22 protein-coding genes and 1 pseudogene are annotated in these 21,576 nt (G+C 66.7%); 17 read left to right on the top strand and 6 right to left on the bottom strand.

Going from position 1 to position 21,576, the window contains the following annotated elements:
- Positions 1-5 precede the first annotated feature (5 nt).
- Together ACL03H_RS01490 and ACL03H_RS01485 are read right to left on the bottom strand one after the other, a co-directional pair.
- Positions 6-1,499 carry a serine/threonine protein kinase gene (locus ACL03H_RS01490; RefSeq protein ID WP_412809187.1) on the bottom strand — a complete coding sequence of 498 codons (1,494 nt, stop codon included), beginning with the start codon at positions 1,497-1,499 and terminating at the stop codon, positions 6-8.
- Positions 1,500-1,867: 368 nt separating this feature from the next.
- Positions 1,868-2,932: a type I restriction enzyme subunit R domain-containing protein gene (locus tag ACL03H_RS01485; RefSeq protein ID WP_412809344.1), complete on the bottom strand. Its 1,065-nt coding sequence runs from the start codon at positions 2,930-2,932 to the stop codon at positions 1,868-1,870.
- 336 nt (positions 2,933-3,268) lie between these two features.
- Here ACL03H_RS01485 and ACL03H_RS01480 point away from each other — a divergent pair, with 336 nt between their 5' ends.
- The 4 genes from ACL03H_RS01480 to ACL03H_RS01465 are packed head-to-tail and all read left to right on the top strand — an operon-like array spanning position 3,269 to position 5,498.
- Positions 3,269-3,637, top strand: a complete 369-nt coding sequence (locus ACL03H_RS01480; RefSeq protein WP_412809186.1) for an SseB family protein — start codon at positions 3,269-3,271, stop codon at positions 3,635-3,637.
- Complete coding sequence (locus tag ACL03H_RS01475) at positions 3,634-3,939, top strand: type VII secretion target (protein WP_412809185.1); 306 nt, start codon at positions 3,634-3,636, stop codon at positions 3,937-3,939. The genes ACL03H_RS01480 and ACL03H_RS01475 overlap by 4 nt, the downstream gene beginning before the upstream one ends.
- Positions 3,940-3,942: 3 nt before the next feature.
- Complete coding sequence (locus ACL03H_RS01470; protein WP_412809184.1) at positions 3,943-5,136, top strand: putative T7SS-secreted protein; 1,194 nt, start codon at positions 3,943-3,945, stop codon at positions 5,134-5,136.
- Positions 5,137-5,141: 5 nt separating this feature from the next.
- The gene (locus ACL03H_RS01465) at positions 5,142-5,498 is read left to right on the top strand and encodes a hypothetical protein (RefSeq protein ID WP_412809183.1); all 357 of its coding nucleotides are present in this window, start codon (positions 5,142-5,144) and stop codon (positions 5,496-5,498) included.
- Here ACL03H_RS01465 and ACL03H_RS01460 read toward each other — a convergent pair.
- Positions 5,452-5,967 carry an amidohydrolase family protein gene (locus tag ACL03H_RS01460; protein ID WP_412809343.1) on the bottom strand — a complete coding sequence of 172 codons (516 nt, stop codon included), beginning with the start codon at positions 5,965-5,967 and terminating at the stop codon, positions 5,452-5,454. The two genes, ACL03H_RS01465 and ACL03H_RS01460, sit on opposite strands and share 47 nt — an antisense overlap.
- A gap of 211 nt (positions 5,968-6,178) precedes the next feature.
- Here ACL03H_RS01460 and ACL03H_RS01455 point away from each other — a divergent pair, with 211 nt between their 5' ends.
- On the top strand, positions 6,179-6,529 hold the full coding sequence (locus ACL03H_RS01455; RefSeq protein WP_412809182.1) for a MerR family transcriptional regulator: 351 nt from the start codon (positions 6,179-6,181) through the stop codon (positions 6,527-6,529).
- Between the two features lie 623 nt (positions 6,530-7,152).
- Here ACL03H_RS01455 and ACL03H_RS01450 read toward each other — a convergent pair.
- Both ACL03H_RS01450 and ACL03H_RS01445 read right to left on the bottom strand, forming a co-directional pair.
- The gene (locus tag ACL03H_RS01450) at positions 7,153-7,365 is read right to left on the bottom strand and encodes a hypothetical protein (protein ID WP_412809181.1); all 213 of its coding nucleotides are present in this window, start codon (positions 7,363-7,365) and stop codon (positions 7,153-7,155) included.
- Positions 7,366-7,868: 503 nt separating this feature from the next.
- Complete coding sequence (locus tag ACL03H_RS01445) at positions 7,869-8,384, bottom strand: hypothetical protein (RefSeq protein WP_412809180.1); 516 nt, start codon at positions 8,382-8,384, stop codon at positions 7,869-7,871.
- An 85-nt stretch (positions 8,385-8,469) separates the two neighbouring features.
- Between ACL03H_RS01445 and ACL03H_RS01440 the strand changes: the two genes are divergently transcribed.
- The 12 genes and pseudogenes from ACL03H_RS01440 to ACL03H_RS01385 form a co-directional block, all read left to right on the top strand.
- Positions 8,470-8,745, top strand: a complete 276-nt coding sequence (locus tag ACL03H_RS01440; RefSeq protein WP_412809179.1) for a MerR family transcriptional regulator — start codon at positions 8,470-8,472, stop codon at positions 8,743-8,745.
- 364 nt (positions 8,746-9,109) lie between these two features.
- Positions 9,110-10,114, top strand: a complete 1,005-nt coding sequence (locus ACL03H_RS01435) for a methyltransferase (protein ID WP_412809178.1) — start codon at positions 9,110-9,112, stop codon at positions 10,112-10,114.
- Positions 10,111-10,632 carry a phenolic acid decarboxylase gene (locus tag ACL03H_RS01430; protein WP_412809177.1) on the top strand — a complete coding sequence of 174 codons (522 nt, stop codon included), beginning with the start codon at positions 10,111-10,113 and terminating at the stop codon, positions 10,630-10,632. The genes ACL03H_RS01435 and ACL03H_RS01430 overlap by 4 nt, the downstream gene beginning before the upstream one ends.
- Complete coding sequence (locus tag ACL03H_RS01425; RefSeq protein ID WP_412809176.1) at positions 10,629-11,525, top strand: hypothetical protein; 897 nt, start codon at positions 10,629-10,631, stop codon at positions 11,523-11,525. Before ACL03H_RS01430 ends, ACL03H_RS01425 begins: the two co-directional genes overlap by 4 nt.
- On the top strand, positions 11,518-12,171 hold the full coding sequence (locus ACL03H_RS01420; RefSeq protein WP_412809175.1) for an O-methyltransferase: 654 nt from the start codon (positions 11,518-11,520) through the stop codon (positions 12,169-12,171). The genes ACL03H_RS01425 and ACL03H_RS01420 overlap by 8 nt, the downstream gene beginning before the upstream one ends.
- 13 nt (positions 12,172-12,184) lie before the next feature.
- Positions 12,185-13,690 (top strand): HAL/PAL/TAL family ammonia-lyase, encoded by a 1,506-nt coding sequence (locus tag ACL03H_RS01415; RefSeq protein WP_412809174.1) that lies wholly within the window; start codon positions 12,185-12,187, stop codon positions 13,688-13,690.
- Between the two features lie 286 nt (positions 13,691-13,976).
- Entirely contained in the window at positions 13,977-14,228 is a 252-nt protein-coding gene (locus tag ACL03H_RS01410; RefSeq protein WP_412809173.1) for an acyl carrier protein, read from the top strand.
- A 2-nt stretch (positions 14,229-14,230) separates the two neighbouring features.
- On the top strand, positions 14,231-15,448 hold the full coding sequence (locus ACL03H_RS01405) for a beta-ketoacyl-[acyl-carrier-protein] synthase family protein (RefSeq protein ID WP_412809172.1): 1,218 nt from the start codon (positions 14,231-14,233) through the stop codon (positions 15,446-15,448).
- Between the two features lie 27 nt (positions 15,449-15,475).
- Positions 15,476-16,240 (top strand): SDR family NAD(P)-dependent oxidoreductase, encoded by a 765-nt coding sequence (locus ACL03H_RS01400; protein ID WP_412809171.1) that lies wholly within the window; start codon positions 15,476-15,478, stop codon positions 16,238-16,240.
- A gap of 10 nt (positions 16,241-16,250) precedes the next feature.
- A complete protein-coding gene (locus ACL03H_RS01395) occupies positions 16,251-18,293 on the top strand; it encodes a beta-ketoacyl synthase N-terminal-like domain-containing protein (RefSeq protein WP_412809170.1) in 2,043 nt (680 codons plus the stop codon).
- Entirely contained in the window at positions 18,293-19,972 is a 1,680-nt protein-coding gene (locus ACL03H_RS01390) for an acyl-CoA dehydrogenase family protein (RefSeq protein ID WP_412809169.1), read from the top strand. The genes ACL03H_RS01395 and ACL03H_RS01390 overlap by 1 nt, the downstream gene beginning before the upstream one ends.
- A 330-nt stretch (positions 19,973-20,302) precedes the next feature.
- Positions 20,303-20,506 (top strand): annotated as a pseudogene (locus ACL03H_RS01385) (IS701 family transposase); the annotation flags it as partial.
- Positions 20,507-20,521: 15 nt separating this feature from the next.
- On the opposite strand, the gene ACL03H_RS01380 reads toward ACL03H_RS01385, so the two are convergent.
- Entirely contained in the window at positions 20,522-21,355 is an 834-nt protein-coding gene (locus ACL03H_RS01380; RefSeq protein ID WP_412809168.1) for an IclR family transcriptional regulator, read from the bottom strand.
- Between the last annotated feature and the right edge of the window lie 221 nt (positions 21,356-21,576).

Genomic DNA, 21,576 nt, shown 5'->3' with positions numbered 1-21,576 from the left:
ATGTCCTATCGGGATCGAGCCGATCGGATCCGTTTCAGCAGCGCTGCCACGTAGCGCATGCCCTCGTCGTCCTTGCCGCGCAGGACTACCAGGTCGTCGAGAAGCGGCGCGAGGGTGCTCTCGGCCTCCGACAAGTCGTTGCGCGCAGCCTGGAGCTCGCCGATGTTGCGGCGTACCTCAAGTGCGGTGTCGGTTCCGTCGCCGTGTTCACCACTGATTCGGTCCAAGACGTCCCGGAACCGGTGAATTGCTTCCTCGACCTGCCCCAGCTCGGCGCGGCAATACGCCGATTGGCGCAGGCACTCCACCGCGTCGTCGCTCCGCGGCCCCTTGGTCCGCGAGAACGCGTCGGCCAGCGCGTCGAACTCTGGTTGGGCACGGCGGTATTCCCCTGCGACCACGAGGATCGCTGCCCGACGCAGCCGAAGCTGTAGCACTTGCGGGTTCTCCGCACCGAGCTCATTGCCTGCCGGCCGGATCACCGCATCGAGAACATCGGCAGACTGGAGGTAGCGTTCCTCATACAACAACCCGTCCGCTCGGGACACGGCGTCCGCCATGGACTCCCGCAGAGCGGTATGCGGCAGACGCGACGCCGCCGCGGCCGACTCCTCGACAGAGGACGGTTCCAAGGCCGGGCCCGAGTCCGATGGGCTGCGCGGCGCGTTGGGCCGGCGGAATAACCTCGTCGGGTCCGGTAGCTCGCGCTGCGATTCCTCCGTCGACTTGGGTGTCGAGCCCAATGCGGGAAGGAACGGCAACAGCCGCTCGTAGACCTCGTAGGCGTCGCCAGGACGTCGCTCCGGAACCTTCGCCAGCAGGTCCAACACCAGCCGATCCAGATCAGCGGGGACGTCGGTTCTCAGTTCCCGCAGCGGAACCGGCTCGGCGTGGAGATGGCGGTTCCACCGGTCGATGTCGGTGTCGCCGCCGAACACTGGATAGCCCGAGAGCAGCTCGTAGAGCACGCACCCGAGCGTGTAGAGGTCGCTGCGTGGGCTGACTGTGCCGCCCTTCACCTGTTCCGGCGACATGTACAGGCTCGTGCCCATGGGTGTCCCGGTCGCGGTGAACCGTGTGACGTCGGGGCGGAGGACGGCTGCAATACCGAAGTCGAGGACCTTCACAGCACCCTCGGCGGTGACCAGCACATTCGTTGGCTTCAGATCGCGATGCACGACCGGCACGGCGTGCGCGTGTGAGAGCACAGTCGCGAGCTGCGCGCCGAACGCCGCCGCCCAGCTCGCCGGCAGTGGCTCGTGCGGATCTACGAACGTGCGCAGCGATACCCCCGGCACGAGCTCCATCACCAGGTAGAGCTCGGCCGCCCCGCTGTCCAGGCCCGCGTCGTAGACCTGCGGCACGCCGTGGTGCCGGATCCGTGCGGTCACGCGGGCTTCCCGCTGGAATCGCTTGGCGAGTTCCTCGACGGCGCCACCCGCGCCGATCGCTTCGGTGCTGACCCGAAGTTCGTAGCGGTCGCCGACCGTGTCCGCCACGTGCCCTCCCGTTCTCGACAGTCACGTTCGGCAATCCATGATCCTGCGCAGATGACCAACGGTCCACCGATTCACGCAAGAACGGACGTCGTGTTCCTGCACCGATGCATCACCGGCCCGTCAGACCTGCATGAAGCCCAAGAGATCACGTCCCGCTCCAACGAGTGACGATACGTGATTCATCGAGCACGCTCGGATCACGCCCAGGCACGGACGCAACGGCTCCGAGTGCGGCTATCCACTCAACGACGGCCAAGAAAGTAGCCCCAACCCGCCCTACACTCTGACGCTTGCACGGCGCAATGAGCAGGCTGCGTCCCCCGACGTCCGCCCCTGAATCCGCACTCGACGAGACGACCGAGGCTGCCTCACGCCACGTCGTCGATGCCTTCCTGTTTACGGATCAGTCGCCACGCCGCCGAGCGGGCGCTGCGGTTGAGGGACTCCTTGAACGTCTTGTCCGGGGCGAAGTACTGGTCGCCGAGGCCGACGATCGTGTCGATGTGATCGGCCATCTTGTCCTCGAACACGTCGTCGAAGACTGCGCCGAAGTTCTTCTCGTCGTTGGCGACGGCCGCCAGTCGCACCTTCTCGTCGTCGACGGTCTCTTGGAACGGCCGGGCCACGTCCTCCTCGGTGAACGTGGTGCCGTGCCGGTCGTTGAACCGCTCGATCAGCTCCGATAGCAGCGACTTGTCCTGATCCTTGCCCGTGCCGGTTCCGTCACCGAAACCCGGGAGCTCGGCCGTGCCCTCGGGCGTGAGGCCGAGGTCGTGCTCCCCGGTCTTCTCAACACGCAGGTGGCTGAGATCGACCTCGCCGATGTCGACTCCGCCGTCCTTGCCGCGCGGCAACCGGTTGAGCAGATGCCGCCCGAACAGATACAGCCGCTCCAACTCGGCGTCCTGATAGGGCACGATCTGCGACAAGAACCCGTACTTGCGGATGAAGTCGCCAAGGCCGGTGCGGAACTGTTCCGCGAGCTCGGCCAGGTTCTCGTCCGCGAGCAGGTCCTCGTAGCGGCGAACCGCGGGCTCGATGTGCCGATACAGCTCGGCGTGCAGTGTGGCCCACTTCGCCTCGCTGCCACCTGCGATCCGTTCGGCCGCCAGGAACGCCTCGGCGAACGCGATCATCTCGGCGTCAACGAGGATCTGCGCGGACATCACCCTGCTCTGCGCGTTGTAGAGCAGGTTCGGATCGGACGGCAGTGTCGTGGCGTCCTCGAAGTAGGGTCGGAACGACTCCTGGATCTCCTCGGCCTCGTTGACGAAGTCCAGCACCGCCAGGTCGGCCTGGGTCTTGCGGTCCGCGGTCCGGTTGAGCCGCGACAACGTTTGCACGGCCGAGATCCCGCCAAGCTTCTTGTTGACGTACATCGTCGTCAGCAGTGGCTGGTCGAACCCGGTCTGGTACTTCTCGGCGACGACCAGGATGCGGTACTCGGGTTTATCCGCGCCGCCGGTCTTGGTCGTGAGGTCGTCGGCGCGGGTGTAGGCGAATGCTTTTGGCAGCGCGCCTTCCGGAAGTCCGCCGCTCTCCTTGGACTCGGGATCTCCTCGCTCTCGTACGTCAGCGTGCCGGAGAACGCGACGAGTACGCCGATGTCGTCGGTGAGCTTTCCGTTGGCCCGCTGCTTCTCAATCGCTGATGTGCCCCGCGCCGCCGTGTCACCGGCGCGGGGCACACCCGCTTCCCGGATTTCTTCCACGAACCGGCCCGAGGAACCCTCGGCCTCGGTAGCCTGGCCGGCGGCAGTGGAAAGGATCATGATGTCGGCTGAGCCGGAACTGGTGCTGGTCGCCGCGCTGGCGCGTCGTGGCGAGGTAGGCGCACGAGCGGTGTTCGAGGCGTGGGGACGCGCCTACCTTTACACCCGCACCAGCGCCGAAGCACCGACCCTGCACGTGGCCGAGCTCGGCGACCGGGGCAGGTGGGCGTCGGTGTTCAGCACCCGAGAACGGCTGGCCGGAACCCACGGCGCCTGCGATGCGATCGGGATGCCCGGGGCGGACTACCTCGAACACGCCCCCGCCGGAGTCGGGCTCCTGCTCGACCCCGGCACCCCGCACGCCCTCCCCCTCCCGGCGCACCTCCTCGACCAGGCCGCCGCGGCACTCGGAATGAGCAGAGCATGAGCGAGCACGTGGAAGTCGTCCTGTCCGCGCTGATCGACGCCTCCATCGGCATCGACCAGGTCATCGACGACATGAGCACCCTCGGCGCCGCCGAGGTCACCGACCTCGCCGCCGAAAGCGGCCGCGACTACGGCCACGACCCCCTCGCCCTCGCCGTCCGCGAATTCGCCGACGCCTGGAGCCACGGCCTGCACCAGCTCATGCGCGACGCCACCGGCCTGAGCGAATCCCTGCACGACTCCGCTCAGACCTACGCCGAAACCGAGAACATCAACATCGACCTGTTCCAGCAAGGACGCTGATCCGTGCCCGAACTCGGCGACACCACCGATCCCCGCGCGCTCGTCCCCGGCAACCCGGAGACCGTGCGCGGCGAAATCGCGTTGTGCAACCGCTACGCGGCCGGACTCGGCCGCGCCGGAGACGCGCTGAAACTCCTCGACACCACCGACTGGAAAGGCCAAGCCGCCGAAGCGTTCCGCGACGCCTTCGACGGCCATCCCATCGACTGGCTCAACGCCGCCGACGCCTTCCGCGACCACGCCGACGCACTCACCGGCTACGTCGAAATCCTCGAATGGGCCCAAGGCCAAGCCGCCGAAGCCATCGCCCTCTGGGGCGAAGCCGACGCCGCCACCACTCAGGCCCGCATCGATCACGACAACGCCGTCGGCCGCGAACAACACCGCGCCGCCACCACCGGCACACCCGCCGCACCCATCCCGTTCACCGACCCCGGTGCCGAGAAGCGTGCCGCCGCACAAGATCTCCTCGACCGGGCCCGCGAACAACTCGCCGCCACCGGTGACCGCACCCGCACCACCGTCCTCGACCTCGCCGCCGGCGCACCCCAGAAGCCCGGAGCCTGGGGACAAGCAGGCGAACTGCTCAGCGACGTCGGCTCCGGCATCGGCGACTGGTTCACCGACATAGGTGACATCCTCGGCAACCTCGACCAGATCCCCGCCACCCTCGCCGCAGCGGCCACGAACCCCACCGCCTTCGCGAAACAACTCGTCAGCTGGGACCAGTTCCACACCAACCCCGCCCGCTGGGCCGGACACGTCCTGCCAGACGCCGCCCTCACCCTCGCCGGCGGAGCAGGCGCCATCAAAAAAGGCGGCACCCTCCTCAAAGGCGTCACCGCCACCGGCCGCGCCGACCGCATCCTCGCCAAAGCCACCCACAACGGCAAAGGCATCACCGACCACGTCGCCAACAAAGGCGCCGACATCGGGCCGCCGGGCAAGGGCAGGAAGATCCCGACCGTCGCGGTGGCGGACAACGCAGCGATACAAAAGATCTTCGACGAGCTCTCACGCGGCGGTCGGGTGATCGAGAACCCCGGTTACGGTGGGGGAAAAGGAACCATGGTCGAGATGCCCGATGGAAGCCGCATCGGATTACGAGGAGAATCCAAGACATCACCCGACATGACCATCGACCTCCGTGATCCCGATGGAAACAAGCTGAAGCTGCACACTGAAACCTGGAAGTAGCCATCATGGAACTCGATGACGCGCTAGTCAGGGACATCGTTGAGGAAGGTGAAGAGGACTACCTCGACATCTCAACGATCGCATACCTGTACAAGCTCGAACACGACATCAGCCGCGAACAACTCGACCCGCTCGCGACGGAGATCGCCGCAGAGCTCATCCGACGCGGCCTGATCATTCCGGGAACCCTGGACAACGGATTCCACCCGTGGAACCTGACTACCGAGGAGTCCGTCGCGACGCTCAGCCGGGATGTGCAGCTGGCCTTGCGCGAATCCCCGATGCTCAGTCCCGGCCAAGTGTGCTGGTTCGACATCACCGAAAAGGCCCGCCGCGAATACCCGCCCACCGACGCCGACTGACCATCAACCGTTCCCCTCGGGCGTGGGCCCTGCTCCCAGGACACGCCGCGGGCGGACAGGACCGCACGTCGCGGATCGGGTCACCGTCCACCACGACGACGTCGGCATCGAGCCCGGGCCGAAGTTCACCGGTGATCTCACCGAACCCGAGGAAACGGGCGCTGGTGGTGGCGAGCTCGAAGATGTCGGCGTGGGACACCCCGATGTGCTCGTAGATCTCACGCGTGCTGACGGCATTGCCGCGTTGCGAAATCGGAAACCTCGCGTCGCTTCCGAAGGGCAGTGACACCTCGTGATGCCGAAGCCATCGCAGGCGGTCGGCGATGGCCTCGGCGCGCACCGGGCCGAGCATGCCCAACACGTGCCGCCACCCGCTCAGCAATGCCGCTGAAGCGGCGACACCTTCGGCCGCCATTCGGTCGGCCAGGTCCTCGCAGGCACGGCAGCTCAACCGTCGATCAGCCCACACGACCAACAGCTCCCGGACTCCTTTACTTCGCTGGGTACACTGGAAGGCGACCTCGAAGAACAGACCTGAGCACGCCGCTGACCCCCGATGCAACTTGGGGTTTCATGCTCGGCTCCACGCTGAGCGAGAGCAGGCTCTCTCAGCACGGGATGCGCTGGAGTCCATCAGCGAGGAGGCAGCCACCGACGCCGTGCCCGTCGAGGACGACTCGATGAGCATCACCGAACTCTCGCAAGCCATCGGAGTCAGGGCGTCGACGCTCCGCTTCTGGGAGAAGGTCGGCCTGGTGGCACCCGACCGCGTCGCCACGCCATCAGGCACATCGCGACGCTACTCCGTCACCGCGATCCGAGAAGCACGCATCACCGCAGCCTTGCGCGCCGGCGGCTACCGCATCCCCGATGTGCACAAAGCGATTACGGCAATCCGCGACCTCGACGACGTGAGCGACTCACTCACCGCGCTCGACGCGCGACTACGCAGCATTGCCGAACGCACGCTGGCTTTGCTGCGCACCGGCCCGCTGCTCGCAGAGATCATCGAGTCATCGCCAGCATCCTGACCAGAGGTTCCTGTGTGCGCTTCTCCGCATCATCAACCTCCTTTCCCGCAACATCAGCACCGTCCGGCCGTCAGCATGGGCGATCCCCGCGTACGCAGGCCCGACGCTGACCAGGACTGACCGCCCTGGCTACCCACCGAAGCATCCCCGCCCATGAGCAGGTCCGGGCCCATCGAGGCGTCGGCCCCGCACTCGGGAATGGTTCTGTGGAGCGACCGCAAGACTCCACCGACAACACGGACTAGAATACTCCAATCCAGAATTCCAAGTCGAACAAGAGAAGAGAAAATCCCGCAAGAGTACCGGAGCCGACCCTTCGCAACGGGATCAATACCCCAGCGCAACACCCACACAGAAACAACCCTCTTGCGGACCCCTATTCGGGAACCACCCTTCATGGAGGCCAACGGAAACCCCTCAGGCCAGGTTCCCGAAACGCCATCGTGCGGTTTAATCCGAGAACCAGCCATTGAGGCGGCGCCACGAAAGGGGCCTGCTCAATGGGCCGATCAAGCACAGGAAACGGATTCCCGATCGATGATCTTGTCCATGCACTAGCCGACATGATTGATGATTCTCATGACGTCAAGGCGCGGGCGCCGGGTCCGTTCACTGTTCGCAGACTAGCGGTGGGTTTCGTCGATGCGGAGCGCTGCGCCGAGCGCGAAGAACGTCGGAGCCCACTCGCCGACGAAGATTCCCCATCGATCGGCACGGGCGACGTCTTCGGCTTTCCGGGACGATGCCCAGCTCGCCACGCTCAGGCCGATCGAGACCATGCCTGCGATGAACAGGTGGTCTGAGCGCACTCCGTAGTTCCGCAACGTCGTCAACATCGCCGCCCCCTTAGGTCTGCTCGGTGTGATGCGGTGGCTTCACCAGCATGGGTGCTGCCCAGCCCACGTGCATCCCGCAGCTACACAGATCAGCGTTGGCCTCCCAGCGTCCGGGGTTCGTGAAGGCGTCCACCTCGGCCGCGGTCGGCACTGTCACCAGTCATCGCACTGCATCTCGTGCCGCCATCGCAGGGGCGCAGCAGACGCGTTCGCGGTCGATCTCGACTCGCTCCTCGCGCACGCGGGAATGTTCCCTCCTACGCCAGCGGATCACCGGCGGGCGCGGAGTCGGCCCCTCACCGCCACCGGCCGTGCCGACCGCATCCTCGAGATCGCCGTCGACCTGGTCCGCCGGGGACTCCTCGTCCCCGGCACCGTGGATCCGGAATTCCGCCCGTGGAACCTCTCCGCCGAAGCAGCGGCCGCCCGCCTCCACGCCGAAGCCGCCGCTGAGCTTCAGCGCTCGACGTTGCTGGGTCCCGGCCAGATCTGCTTCTTCGGCATCACCGAAGAAGCCCTCCGCGAATACCCGCCCACCGACACCGACTGACCACCAGCCGTTCCTCATCGGGCTCGCGCCCTGCGCGCAGGACACGGCGCGGGTGGCGCGAGGACCGCACGTCGCGAAGCGGGTCACCGTCCACCACGCCGTCTGCCTCGAGCCCGAGCCGAAGTTCACCGGTGGTCTCACCGAGCCCGAGGAAACAGGCGCTGGTGGTGGCGAGCTGGATGATGTCGGCGTGGGTTCCGATGTGCCCGGAAAGCTCAAGCGTGCTGACAGGGTCGCCGTGTCGCGCAATCGGAATCCGCGCATCGAGCCCGAAGAGCAGCGGCACCTCGTGGCGCCGAAGCCCCCGCAGGCCGGCGGACGATCGCCTCAACACGCTCTGAGCCGGGCACATCCCACATGCCGCCACCCGGTCGGCGATACGTGAAGCGGCGATGCCTTCGCCCGCCACGCGGCCGGCCAGATCTTCGTCAGCACGGCAGCTCAACCGTCGAGCAGTCCGCGCGATCAACAGCTCAGAATCACATCAACATCCACGGCATTTCTTGACATCAGCGTGAAAGGTCAAGTCGTCGGCCGACGAGGAGGAGCGAGGGATGAAGATCGGCGAGGCCGCCCAGAAGGCAGGAGCCCCGGCTCGGATGCTCCGCTACTACGAGCAGCACGGGCTCATCGAGTCGTCGCGGTCGACCAACGCTTATCGCGACTACTCCGAGGAGCAGGTCGAGCACGCACGTCACGTCCGGGCGCGTGCTGCGTATCAATGCCACTCCACGGCCCCAGCCGCCTTGACGATCTTGCCGGTATCTTCCCCGCCTGCGCTGCGCCGCCCCAGCAGCACAACTCGGACCGGAGACGGTTGCCGCGGTTGAGCACGTACTCGCTGATCAGACCAGAAATCCGGCCATTTCAAAGCGAACGGTCCTGCTCGATTCGCTCCGCCATGAAGCCGGCGAACGCCTCGCTCACCCTGACGCGGACCGTTCCTACGGTTGATGTCATCGAAACCCCTTCTCCGGTCGAGGTCACGAAAGACCGCATGGGCGAAGATCCCGAACCCGGCAGGGACGCACCCACATCGTGGGAGCGTCCCTGCCGCCGACCACCCGCCATCACGTACACAGTCCTGGTTACCGAGCGGGAGGGGACGACATGAGGGCTACTCGTGATCTTGAGGACTAATGGCACCGCCCACTGACTGACGGCGTGGATCCCCCTTGGCGAGAGGACCAGTCCGTGACAGACCCCGTCGCAACCCTGCTTGAAGATGCTATGAGCAGCGTGTACCCGGCCGCGTTGCGTACCGCGGTTCTCCTGGAGATCGCCGACCAGCTCGAGAACGGCCCCATGTCCGTGCGCGACCTGGCCCAGAGAACAAGCGCTCAACCCGACGGCCTTTACCGCGTCCTCCGGTTGCTGGCCACCCGCGATGTGTTCACCGAGACCCGGCCGGGCGTGTTCGCCATGACCCACCGCGCCGAACCACTCCGGAAATCGCACCCGTTGGCGAACGCGGTTCTGCTGTTCACCCAAACTCCGCACTGGCGCGCGGTGGGGGAACTGCACCACGCGGTCACCTCCGGAACCCCCAGCTTCGAGCGCGTCTACGGCGAACCGTTCTTCGACCACGCCGTCACCGACCCCCGCTACGGCGCCGAGTTCGACCGGAACATGTCCGCCTACACCGAACTCGACATCAATTCGATCGCCGCCTCCTGCCCACTGCCGCGCGGCGGAACTGTGGTCGATGTAGCCGGAGGGCGCGGCGGGCTGCTGCTGGCTGCGCTGCGCAAGCACCCCGACCTGCACGGCGTGCTGTTCGACCGCGAACACGTGCTGGCCGGGCACGTCCTGGACCACCCCGACATTGCCGGGCGTTGGAACACCTGCGTCGGCGACTTCTTCAAAGAAGTTCCGGCGGCCGATGCCTACCTCCTCAAAAACGTCCTGCATGACTGGAAGGACGACGAGTGCGTGGGCATCCTGCGCAACTGCGTCGCTTCGGCCAACCCTGGTGCCCGCGTGTTCGTGATCGACGCCGTCGTCCCGGAGGGCAACGAACCCCACCTCAGCAAAACGCTGGACCTGTTCATGCAGACCCTGCTGGCCGGCCGTGAACGCAAAGCCGCTGAGTTCGACGACCTGTTCCGGTCCTCCGGTCTCCGGATGAAACACGTCATCCCCGTCCCCGGAGCCGTGTCCATCGTCGAAGCCTCGATCGAGGGAGAGAAGAAGCTGTGACGACCGTGGAGAACCCCGCCCCCGCCCAGCACCTGGACCAGATCGTTGGGAAGCACCTGATCTACACCTACGCCAACGGCTGGCAATACGAGATGTATGTCAAGAACGACACCACCATCGACTACCGCATCCACTCCGGCCTGGTCGGTGGCCGGTGGGTCAAGGACCAAGAGGTCAAGCTCGTGCGCGTCGGTGACGACACGTTCAAGTGCTCGTGGACCGAACCGACCGGTACCAGCGTGTCCCAGGCCATCAACCTCGCCGACGACGTACTCCACGGAGTGATCTTCTTCCCTCGCTGGGTCATGTCCTACCCCGAAAAGACGGTGTGCTTTCAGAACAACTACCTGGAATCGATGCAACGCTACCGGGACTGGGGGCCGACCTACCCGATCTACGTGGTCGACGAGTTCGCCAAGATCACTTTCCTGAAGGACGTCGGCCTCGACGACGAGACCGTCATCAACTGCGCCCCCGGTGAACTGCCCGAGGGCTACGCCGAGCGAACGAACCGATGACCCGCACCTGCGTCCGAACCGGGTCGACCGGCGAGCTCGGCATCGAGGTGCTGACCCTTCCGTACCCGGCCGAGCCGTTCACCGACTGTCTCGGAGCCGACCTGTGCGGCCAGGACTCGTGGCCCGACCTCGCGGTGCTCGGCGAAGCCCTGATGTGCAGCGACCCCGTCGAACTCCCACCGCCCGAAGACCCAGCGCAACTCTGCTGGTACCGGTGGGTGGTGGGACACCACGCGGCCTTCTGCGTCTGGCGTCTCCTGGACCACGAGTTGGAACGGCTCACCGAAGGTGAAGGGTCGATCGCGCAGGCGTCGATGCTCTACGACGTGTACTCGGCGCTGTTCACCTACGCCGGGTCGTGCACCCCGACCCAGTACGCCGAGGTCGCCAGAGCACGCATGAAGGCCAAGCACCCAGCGTTCTCAGGAACGTGGGCGCGCGACTACGAACGCATCCCGGCCCTGACCCGCCAGGTGAACGAAACCTACGCGCCGCACACCGTCGCGCCGCTGCGCAAAGCCGCGCGGGACAACCACCTCGTGCACCGCGCCCTCGCCATGAGGCTGGTTCCGCAAGGCGGGTCCCTGCTGCAAGACGCAGGAAAAGCAGCCGAACCCACCGACACCGAACGGGACTTGCTGGACGAACTGTTCCTCACCGTACGAGGACCGTCATGTCCCGCCGCGTTCGCGGCACAAACGGTACGCCGAGTCACGCGAATCGGTCGTGACCTGGCCACCCACGGGTTGGATTCGGAAACGTATCGCGGGATCGGATTCACCCGCGAGCAAGAAGACACGGTGATGAGAGTGGAGCAGTCCTGCGCGGCGACAGTGGCCGGGTTCGGCGCGTGGGTAGCCAGACAATCAGAACGGACGAGTGCCCATGCATGAGCTCATCAAGACGACCGAGATCACACCGCAGGTCAACGCCTACATGGCTGAACAGTCCCCGCCCCTGTCGGACGCGCAGCAATGGCTGATCAACCGCACCACGGAACTCGGCGACCTCGCCGAGATGCAGATCCCACGTGAACAGGGCGCGTTGTTCACGCTGATCACGCGGATCACCGGAGCCAAGCACGTCGTGGAGGTCGGCACCTTCACCGGCTACTCGGCCCTGGCATTCGCCCTCGGGCTCCCTTCCGGCGGGAAAGTCGTCACCTGCGACATCACCGACGAATGGCTTCCGATCGCGCAGCGCGCGTGGACCGAAGCCGACGTGGCTGACCGAATCGAGTTCCGTCACGGCCCCGCCGTCGACACCCTGGGCGACTTGGACGACACGTTCGACATAGCGTTCCTCGACGCCGACAAACCGTCGTACGTGGACTACTGGGAACTGGTGGTGCCCCGCGTGCGGCCCGGCGGACTCATCCTCTCCGACAACGTCCTCTACTACGGCGAGGCGGCCGACCCCAACGCCACCGGCAACGGCGCTGCCATCCGTGCGTTCAACGCCCACGTCCTGGCCGACGACCGGGTGACGTCGGTCCTGCTGCCCATCGCCTACGGGCTCACGATCGCCCTCAAGAAATGACAGGAGTGTTGTTGTGCTGACGCTGGGTGCCCAGTCTTTGACCCTCGCCGACCTGGAAGCCGCATCCGAGCCGGTCAAGGTCGTGGTGCCGGGTCCGACGCGGACGCGGTTGCAGAACTGCCGGGACTACGTCACCGCTCTCGCCAACACCGACCGACCGGTCTACGGGTCGACAACCGGGTTCGGGCCGATGGTCGTCTTCTCCGGACGGGAAGCCCCAGAGGAGCAGTTGGACAACTGCCTAGCACATCTCTCGGCCGGTCAAGGACCAGACTTGCCGCTGGAAGTCGTGCGCGCGGCGATGCTCGTGCGCGCCCACTCGCTGTGTCAGGGCCGATCAGGCGTATCCCCACAGGGCGTAGACGCACTCGTCGGGGCGTTGGGGACCTCGTTCACCCCCGCGGTTCCCCGGTTCGGCTCGCTCGGGGCGAGTGGGGATCTCATCCCGTTGGCGGCGGTCGCGTCAGCGTTGCAGGGCAGATCGCACGCGGCAGCGTACGTGGACGGTCACCGAATGCCCGCCGACGAGGCGTTGCAGCGCGCGGGCCTGGAGCCCATGCAGCTCATCGACGGACGCGACGGGCTGGGGATGGTCAACGGCACGTCAGTGACCGTCGCGGCAGCGGGGTTGGCGTTGGCGTCGCTGCGCAGGTCCCGAAAGGTCGCAGTCATGCTGTCCGGGCTGCTGGCCGACATCCTCGGAGCGGCGGACACGTTCACTGATGCACGCCTGCTGGAGGCCTACGGCCACGCGGGACCGCAGATCGTGGGGCGTGAAATGCGCGCACTGCTGGCCGCGCTCGAACCATCCGGGAAGCGGAACTTGCAAGAGCCCTACAGCGTGCGCTGCGTACCGCACCTGGTCGGCGCGTGCGAGGATTCCCTTGCCCACGCTCAGCAGATCATCGACACCGACCTCCAGTCGGTGTCGGACAACCCGCTGTTCTTCGACGAAGACGACCACGTCGCACACGGCGGAAACTTCTTCGGGCAGCCCGTCGCATTCGCATCCGACCTGTGCACGATCGCCGCCACGCAGCTCGCCAACCTCGCGGAGCGCCAACTCGACCTCCTGATGGACCCGAACCGCAACACCGGGTTGAACCCGATGCTGGCGTCTAAACCAGGGCGACAGCACGGGATTCAAGGTGTTCAGCTTGCCGCGACGAGCATCACGGCGGACATGCGGCGCACCTCCACCCCCGCTTCGATGCAGTCGCTCCCGACGAACTGGCACAACCAGGACGTGATCCCGTTCGGGACGCAAGCGGCGTTGAACTCGTTGGAACACGCCGAATCACTGCGTCTTCTGCACGGGTCGCTAGGGGTGGCCTTGAGGCAAGCAGTGCACGTCGGTGGGCGCGAGCCGACCGCCCCGGTATGTGCTGCGGTGCTCGCCGAACTCACGAAGGCCATCGCCCCGATCGACCCCGACCGACCGTTGAGCAACGACGTTCGCCGCGCCGCTGACACGCTCGACGAGACCATCGACAGGATTCCGGCACGGGTCGCCCCCTGATCCGAGGGCTCCCGCCCGACCCCGCAGCGCGTCGTCGTGCTGAGCGTGACGGCAAGTGCCTCGATGGAAAACGTCTAGATCATTCATATCGGGATACCGGGGACGGGCTCTCGGAGGATGACCTGGTGCCCTGCACCGAACCGGCCCCGTGTCGGCGGTGACCTGCGGGCGGTGCCCCCGCGCCGCCGAATCTTCCCCTCCCCACCGCCACGGCGGGGAGAGCCTGCGCCCGGAAGGGGCCTCCGCCCGCCACACCCGAACCTCGCCAACGACGAAGGGACGAAGCGTGTCCAACGCCGATATCACCGAAAAGCTCAAAGCCATCCTGAACAACCACTTCGACATCCCAGCCGGGGAGATCGACGCTACCCAGAACCTCGATGACGCCGGGCTGGACTCCGTCGCCGCCGTCGAACTCGCCGACATCATCCGCGAAGAACTGGGCGTCACCCTCGGCGAAGACGAACTCCTGGTCGAGGAAACCACCCTGGAGCAGCTCCAGCAGCTGGTAGCCGCGAAGCTGGAGGCCGGGGCCTGACCATGACCACCGCAGCGATCACCGGAATAGGACTGATCACCCCAGCCGGAATCGGACGCTCCTCCACCTGGGCCACCACCTGCGCCGGGCGCCCTACCGCCGCCCGGACAGCCGCGCTGGACGAGGCCCCCGTGGGGTTCGCATGCACCCTCCCGGACACCTACGACACCAACCGTCTCCTCGGTCGTAGAGCGGACCGCACGATGGACCGCTCCACGCAACTCGCGCTGGTGGCCGCTGAATCCGCGCTCAACGATGCCGGACTCACCCCAGCACTACGGCAAGACGCCCGTGTCGCCGTCATCATCGGAACCGCCCACGGCGGAACCGCCACGATCGAACACAACCACGCCCGCCTGCTGGACAAGGGCGCCGGCGCGATCAACGCGCGGTTCCTGCCCAAGGGCCTGGTCAACATGGTCTCCGGGCACCTGAGCATCGAACTCGGGGTCACCGGCCCCAACTTCGTCACCAGCACCGCATGCGCCTCCGGCGCTACCGCCATCGGACTGGGTATGACGCTGCTGCGCGCCAACCAGGTCGACATCGTCATCACCGGCGGCACCGACGCCGCCGTCACCCCGCTCAACGTGGGCGGATTCCACAAGCTCCGCGCCCTGTCGACCCGTGGTGACGACCCGAAGGCCGCGTCCCGCCCGTTCGACGTCGACCACGACGGGTTCGTCATGGCCGAAGGAGCCGGAATCCTCGTTCTCGAACGCCCCGAAGACGCCGCCGCCCGCCGCGCCCGCCCGTACGCACAGCTGGCCGGGTACGGCGCCACCGCGGACGCGCACCATCCCACCGCGCCACACCCCGACGGTGCCGGGGCGAAAGAAGCCATTCGGGCTGCGTGCGACGACGCAGGACTCACGCCGGGCGACCTGTCCTACATCAACGCGCACGCCACCAGCACACCCACCGGTGACGCCGTAGAAGCCACCGTGATCGGCGCGCTCGCACCGGACGCGGCGGTGTCGAGCACCAAAGGCGTCACCGGGCACGCACTGGGAGCAGCCGGCGCGATCGAAGCCGCGTTCGCCGCGCTCGCCGTGCGCGACCAGGCCGCACCCCCTAACGCCAACCTCGAAAACCCCATCCCGGAAGCCAAGGAACTCAACCTCATCACCGGCGGTGCGCGATCGATGCCGATCCCCGCCGCGCTGTCCAACTCGTTCGGGTTTGGCGGGCACAACGCTGCCCTCGTCTTCACCCAGTAACCTCCCGCGTCCTGCTTGGAGTGTGTCGTGGCACCTGTTGCTGTCATCACCGGTGGAACCGCAGGCATCGGACTGGCCTGCGCAAAGAGGATCGCTGACGACGGGGGGACGGTCATCGTCTCCGGGCGCGGCGCAGAACGCGGACGCAGCGCCCTCGCCGCGCTGGACGCCGGGGACCGCGCACGCTACATCCCCGCCGACGCCACCAAGCGCAACGACGTCACTGGACTGATCGAAGAGACCATCACCGATCACCGGCGCATCGACGTACTCATCAACAACGCCGGGGGCGTGACCGACACCGGCGCGCACGTCGCCGATGCCGACCCCGACGCCCTGCGCAACGCGTTCCGGCTCAACGTGGAGTCCACCTACTGGGCGTGCCAAGCCGCCCTCGCGCACATGCTGCCCCGAGGGTACGGGCGCATCATCAACATGAGCTCGCTAGCGGGCAAGACCGGAGCGGCCGGGCTGTCCGGCTACACCACCACCAAGCACGCCATCATCGGCCTCACCAAAACACTGGCCAAGGAAGTCACCACCCGAGGGATTACGGTCAACGCCCTGTGCCCCGGCATCACCGATACCGCGATGATCCCGGATCAGCTCGCCGGTGCCATCACCAACTCCGGTGCCGACTTCAGCGCCGCCGCCGCGCACTACACCGGCGACCTCGGCCGCATGGTCACCCCCGACGAAGTCGCCGGTGCAGTCGCCATGCTCATCTCCCCGCAAGGCGCCGCGATCTCCGGAACAGCCCTGTCCATCGACGGCGGATTCAGCCAGTTCTAAGGAGACCCACGTGTCGATCAGTCCTTGGCTGGCCCATGCACCCCAGCCCCACGCGTCGCTTCACCTGCTGTGCTTCGGCTACTCCGGCGCCGGACCCGGCGTGTTCAAAGACTGGCGCATACCCGGAGTTGACGTCCTGCCCATCCAGCTCCCCGGACGCGGACCCCGCGCCGAGGAGCCCCTGGCAACCACGCTCGGGGAACTGGCCGACGACATCGCTCACCACGCCATCCCGCACCTGACAGCGCCATTCGTGCTACTCGGGCACTCGATGGGCGCGTGGCTCGCGCACGCCGTGGTCACCCGGCTACCACGCGACAGCGGACTCGCACGGTTGATCGTGATCTCCGCGCCCCCACCGCATCTACGGCACCGCAGGTTCTCGTCGCTGCACACCCTCTCCGACACCGACATGGCCGACGAGGTGATCCGGCTCGGAGGGGCACCCGAGCACGCCCGCGACGCGGTGGCCAACAACATCAACGTGATCCGCACCGACGCCACCGCCGTCGCCGGATACCGGCCCGACGAACGCCTCCTGCCGTGCCCGATCACCGTCATCTCCGGGGAACAAGAGCCCCTCTTCGGGCCCGGTGACCTCATGTCATGGCGAGAGCTCACCCACGAGCCGGTGACCATGCGATTCACCGCAGGCGGCCACTTCACGGTGACCGACGCCCGCGACGAGATCATCGGCCACGTCGCCGCCGACGCCGGCGCAACCACCCTGCACCCAGAACCCATCGCCATCACCGGCATGGCTTGCCGATTCCCCGGAGCGCCCAACTACACTGAGTTCTGGGAACTACTCGCCAACGGGCGCGACGCCATCCGCCCAATCCCACCCGACCGGCCGAATGATCCGTTCTCGCCGGTGATGCGCGTCGGCGGCTTCATCGATGACGTGGACAAGTTCGACGCCGCCCACTTCGGCTTCAGCCCACGCGAGGCGCACCGTTCCGACCCCCGGTTGCGGCTGCTCCTCATGACCGCCCAAGAAGCCCTCGACGACGCCGCACTCACACCCCAAGACATCGCCGGTCCCCGCACCGGAGTGTGGATCGGGGAGTCCCACTCGGACTACTGGGACCTCTCAACCACCACGGTTCCACCGAACATGTACACCCTCTCCGGCGGCGGGTTGAAAGCGTTCCTGTCGGGCCGGTTGTCGCACACCTTCGACTTCCAAGGCCCCAGCCTGACGCTGGACACCTCCTGCTCGGCGTCGCTGACCGCGATCCACACCGCCGCCCAATCCCTGCGCACCGGCGAAGTGGACACCGCCCTTGCGGGCGGTGCGCACCTGATCCTCAACCCCGACGCCGGACCGTCCCTCGGCCTGTCGAAAGCGATCTCACCCCGAGGCCGCTCCGCGTTCGCCTCCACCGACGCCGACGGCTACGCCCGCGCTGAAGGAATCGCCTGCCTGGTGCTCAAACGCCTTCCCGACGCCATCGATGCCGGAGACCCCATCCACGCAGTCATCGACGGATCGGCGCTCAACGCCAACGGGCAATCCGGACGCAACATCGTCGCCACCTCCGCACCCGGACAGATACGCATGATGCGGCAGGCCCTCACCGAATCCGGACTCCGCCCCGAAGCGGTCGGCTACGTCGAAGCCCACGGCCCCGGAACCCAAGTCGGCGACGCAATCGAACTCGAAGCCCTCCACGAGGTGTACGGCAGCAACCCCAACACCTGCTACGTCGGCAGCGTGAAAACCAACATCGGGCACCTGGAGCCCTGCGCCGGGATCGCCGGGCTCATCAAAACCGTCCTCGCGCTCCAACACGGACGTATCCCGGAATCCCTGCATCACACCAGCCCGAGCCCGGTCCTGGACTGGGACACCAGCGCCCTGAAGGTGCCCACCTCTCTCGTCCACTGGCCACGCAGGGGAACACGAGCCGCAGCCGTGTCCAGCTTCGGGTTGTCCGGGTCGAACGCGCACGCCCTGCTGTCCGAGGCACCTCGCCAGCACCACCACCGCCCCCGCCTACCCAGGCGCTCGTGGAATCTGCGCCGCTACTGGTACACCGAGGTTGCCTGATGCCCGCGAACCCGCCCGCCCTGTTCCCCGACCGACAGCCCGTGTGGCGCGAGCTCGACGAACTTCTCTCCGCCCCGGAGTTCGCCACCGACACCGACGGGGTAGCGGCCACCTATCATCGGCTCCAGGCCCTCGGCCGTACCCTCGGGCCCGCGCGCGCCCTGCACCACCAGCCCGGACGGATGCTCGCCGGGATGGAATGGGCCGGGATCGTCGACCCAGCGATGATGCACGCCGCGATGGTGCACTTCGGCGTGGCCACCACCGCATTCATGGACTGCGGCCACCCCAATCCCGACCTCGCGCCCCTTCTGGATGACCTCGACGCGTTGCGGGCACCGGGGGTCATCGTCGCAACCGAACTCGGACGCGGCGGATCGCAGATGCGGATGCGCACCGAAGCGCGCTACAACCCCGACCGCGACAACTTCACCCTCACCACCCCCGACGACGCGGCGCTGAAGTTCATGCCCAACGTGTCCTGGACCGGCCTGGACCGCGCCGCCGTCGTCAACGCCCGCCTGATCCACAACGGCACCGACCACGGGGTACACGCCTTCGCCTGCCGGCTACCACACCCCCAGGTGCGCGTCACCTCAATTCCCGGTGGTGGGCAGGTGAACTTGGACTTCTCACTGCTGCGCTTCGACCAGGCCGAGATCCCCGCCGGATGGTGGCTGGCCGACACCGCCACCATGACCGACGGGGAACTCACCGACCCCTGCACCCCGCACCAGCGCCTTGCGCGCAGCCTCGGAGGCGTCAACGCCGCCGTGACCTCCGCGACCGTGGCCATGACCGCCGCCGCCCGCGCCTGCATCGCCATCACCTACCGGTTCCAGGTACAGCGCCTCACCGGCCCCACCGAAGCCCCCGCGATCAACCTGCCCGCCCACAGCGGCGAACTCGCCTCCGCTGTGGCGCGAGTATTCGCCGCGACCGCCTACTCCGACACCGTCCGGGACCACTACATCGCCGAATCCATCATCGCCGATCCCGACGACGACGCCTCGTACGCGCCGTGGCTGGCCGCCAACCGTGACCGCACCCTCGCGAAAGTCCACGCCGCCACCACACTCGAACAGGTCGCCGGCACCTGCCGACGCCTCTGCGGCGCGCACGGCACGCTCAGCACCAACCGCCTCACCACCTACGAGGGCATGGCCCGCAGCTTCCACGCCGCCGGAGGCGACACCCGCCTGCTCCTGCTCGAAGCCGGGAAGCAGCTCGCCGCCCACGGCACCGACGCCACCGGAAACGGCCAAGGTCACTCGCCACGCCAACTCCTCGCATTCCAGGAACGCGTCCTGGTCAGCTCCCTCGGACCAGATCCGGCACTCGCGGACGTGGAGTACCTGGCCGGCGTCCACCTCGCACGCCGCGCCCTCGAAACGCTCGACGACCTCGTGGCCGCCCACCCCGGCCACTTCGCGCTCCTCGACCCGGTGCGCCGCCTCTACGGATTGGACCTGGCGGTCGACACAGCCGCATGGCACCTCAACTACGGATCACTCCGCCCCGGCGACCTCGACCGCCTCCAGTGCTCCCGCGCCGCGGCCCGCGACCACGTCACCTCCAATCTCACCGCTCTTGTCGACGCACTCGCGGTCCCTCCAGGTCGCGCAGGCGGGGCCATCGGACGTCGTAACTACATCCGGCACGCAGCCGCCCACGCCTGAACCCGAACCATCACGGCCGGATCTGAACACCGGCAAACCCCACTACCTGCCCGGTTCCCCACGAAAGGAGGTGCCACGCCGTGCCCGCCCGCGCGGGACGCTGCGGAGCCACCGAGCGCGGCGGCACGGCGACGCGTTTTCACCTCAACGCACTACGCCCGGACAACCACGTTCGGTTCACGGTCACCAACGCCACCGACCGGACCGGAGCCAGCACCGCCGACATCACCCTGCCCAGCACCACAGTTGCGTCATGGCGGTGGCGGCATCGTGGTCGTCGTCCAGCAGCAGTTCGTGATCTGAGTCCGGTAGTTTGGCGATCTTCTGGACATGGATCAGGATCTTGCTGCATGGCGGGCGGGTCTGGAGGACCTGCTGGGGCGAGTGGCCGACCGGTTCTCACGGGTAGAACCGCGGCGTCGGGCGGGTGCTCGTGTGCGGGGGTTGCTGGCACCGTTGGCCGATCAGAACGGCTGGACGCTGGCCGACGCTTCCGGTGATGTGACACCGGATGGGATGCAACGCCTGCTCAACGCCGCCACCAGGAGACTAGGACCTCTTATCAGAGTCGCCCCAAGGCCGACGTACGCTCCGGGGCGGCGAGCTGGCCGCCGCAAGTTCTGCGCAAATCTTCTTCGATGCTTGACGCACGAGCAGTGCGCAGACGAACAGGTCGATCCGCTCGGTTGAATCGATGACGCTAATCGCCGCAGATGGCCTTGTCTGCCCCGGAAAGATGATCGGCGCTGCCACGCTCGATACGCCCACCATGTACTCCTCACGGGAGTACGCTACGCTCTTTCTAAGTACCACCTCCAGTTCAGAACGCAGCTTCAACGGGTCGGTGACGGTTGCGTCGGTGAACGATTCAAGGCATTCGAAGACATCGTCCGCGTCGTCCAGGTGGTGCGCGAGCAGAGCTTTTCCAGCCGCCGTGCAGTGCGGGGGCACCTCATTTCTAACGATCCCCTTGACGATGTGCAGGTGTCGGTGGAGGTGCACCGTATCCAGATAGGAAACCTTGGCGCCCCTAAGGATGCTAATAGCGACCGCGGCCCCGCCTGTTCGACCGTGCAGTTCGATCAAATGCGGCGTCAGCACAAGTTTCGCGTGGTCCACCATGCCAATCAGCGATGATCGACGGTGCAGCGAAATCCATTTTCCGCCCATGACGTAACCGTGCTTGAGGCGCTCGACTAAACCATGTTCGATGAACGTTTTGAGGATTCTGTGCGCCGTCGACCTCGGCACACCGGAGGAGCGCATCACCATTCCGAGATCCACTGGTGTCGGTGAATCACAAACGAACTCGAGTATGGCGATCGCCTTTTTCACCACCTTAGGCTGCAGCGTTCTTCCTGTTCGCTGGCTGTCCGTGGCCATCCTCGCCTCCTGGCGCTGGAGCACTCCAAAGCACACCCCTGTCCGGAGCCAAGGCGCTGGCACCGCACCGCGGAAGTGCCGCGGATTAACCAAGCTTCCGACCTCCCAGGCGACACACAGGACCCGGAGCTGAGTGCGTCACCACTTACCTTGCCGAAGGCAGGGTCCCCGTTCACGGAAAAGCGTGTCAGTGGCGCGCTGCCATGTTGCGCTCGGCGCGC

The sequence above is a fragment of the Saccharopolyspora antibiotica genome (genome assembly GCF_047200635.1).
Lineage (GTDB): Bacteria > Actinomycetota > Actinomycetes > Mycobacteriales > Pseudonocardiaceae > Saccharopolyspora_C.
The sequence above is the reverse complement of the archived record's forward strand: the minus strand, read 5'-3'. Positions and strand labels throughout refer to the sequence as shown.

Excerpts from the sequence above, each read along its gene's own strand:
- ACL03H_RS01480 (WP_412809186.1), top strand. The coding sequence starts at position 3,269 with ATGATGTCGGCTGAGCCGGAACTGGTGCTGGTCGCCGCGCTGGCGCGT.
- ACL03H_RS01425 (WP_412809176.1), top strand. The coding sequence starts at position 10,629 with ATGACCCGCACCTGCGTCCGAACCGGGTCGACCGGCGAGCTCGGCATC.
- ACL03H_RS01475 (WP_412809185.1), top strand. The coding sequence starts at position 3,634 with ATGAGCGAGCACGTGGAAGTCGTCCTGTCCGCGCTGATCGACGCCTCC.
- ACL03H_RS01380 (WP_412809168.1), bottom strand. The coding sequence starts at position 21,355 with ATGGCCACGGACAGCCAGCGAACAGGAAGAACGCTGCAGCCTAAGGTG.
- ACL03H_RS01405 (WP_412809172.1), top strand. The coding sequence starts at position 14,231 with ATGACCACCGCAGCGATCACCGGAATAGGACTGATCACCCCAGCCGGA.
- ACL03H_RS01455 (WP_412809182.1), top strand. The coding sequence starts at position 6,179 with ATGAGCATCACCGAACTCTCGCAAGCCATCGGAGTCAGGGCGTCGACG.
- ACL03H_RS01450 (WP_412809181.1), bottom strand. The coding sequence starts at position 7,365 with ATGTTGACGACGTTGCGGAACTACGGAGTGCGCTCAGACCACCTGTTC.
- ACL03H_RS01390 (WP_412809169.1), top strand. The coding sequence starts at position 18,293 with ATGCCCGCGAACCCGCCCGCCCTGTTCCCCGACCGACAGCCCGTGTGG.
- ACL03H_RS01440 (WP_412809179.1), top strand. The coding sequence starts at position 8,470 with ATGAAGATCGGCGAGGCCGCCCAGAAGGCAGGAGCCCCGGCTCGGATG.
- ACL03H_RS01465 (WP_412809183.1), top strand. The coding sequence starts at position 5,142 with ATGGAACTCGATGACGCGCTAGTCAGGGACATCGTTGAGGAAGGTGAA.
- ACL03H_RS01420 (WP_412809175.1), top strand. The coding sequence starts at position 11,518 with ATGCATGAGCTCATCAAGACGACCGAGATCACACCGCAGGTCAACGCC.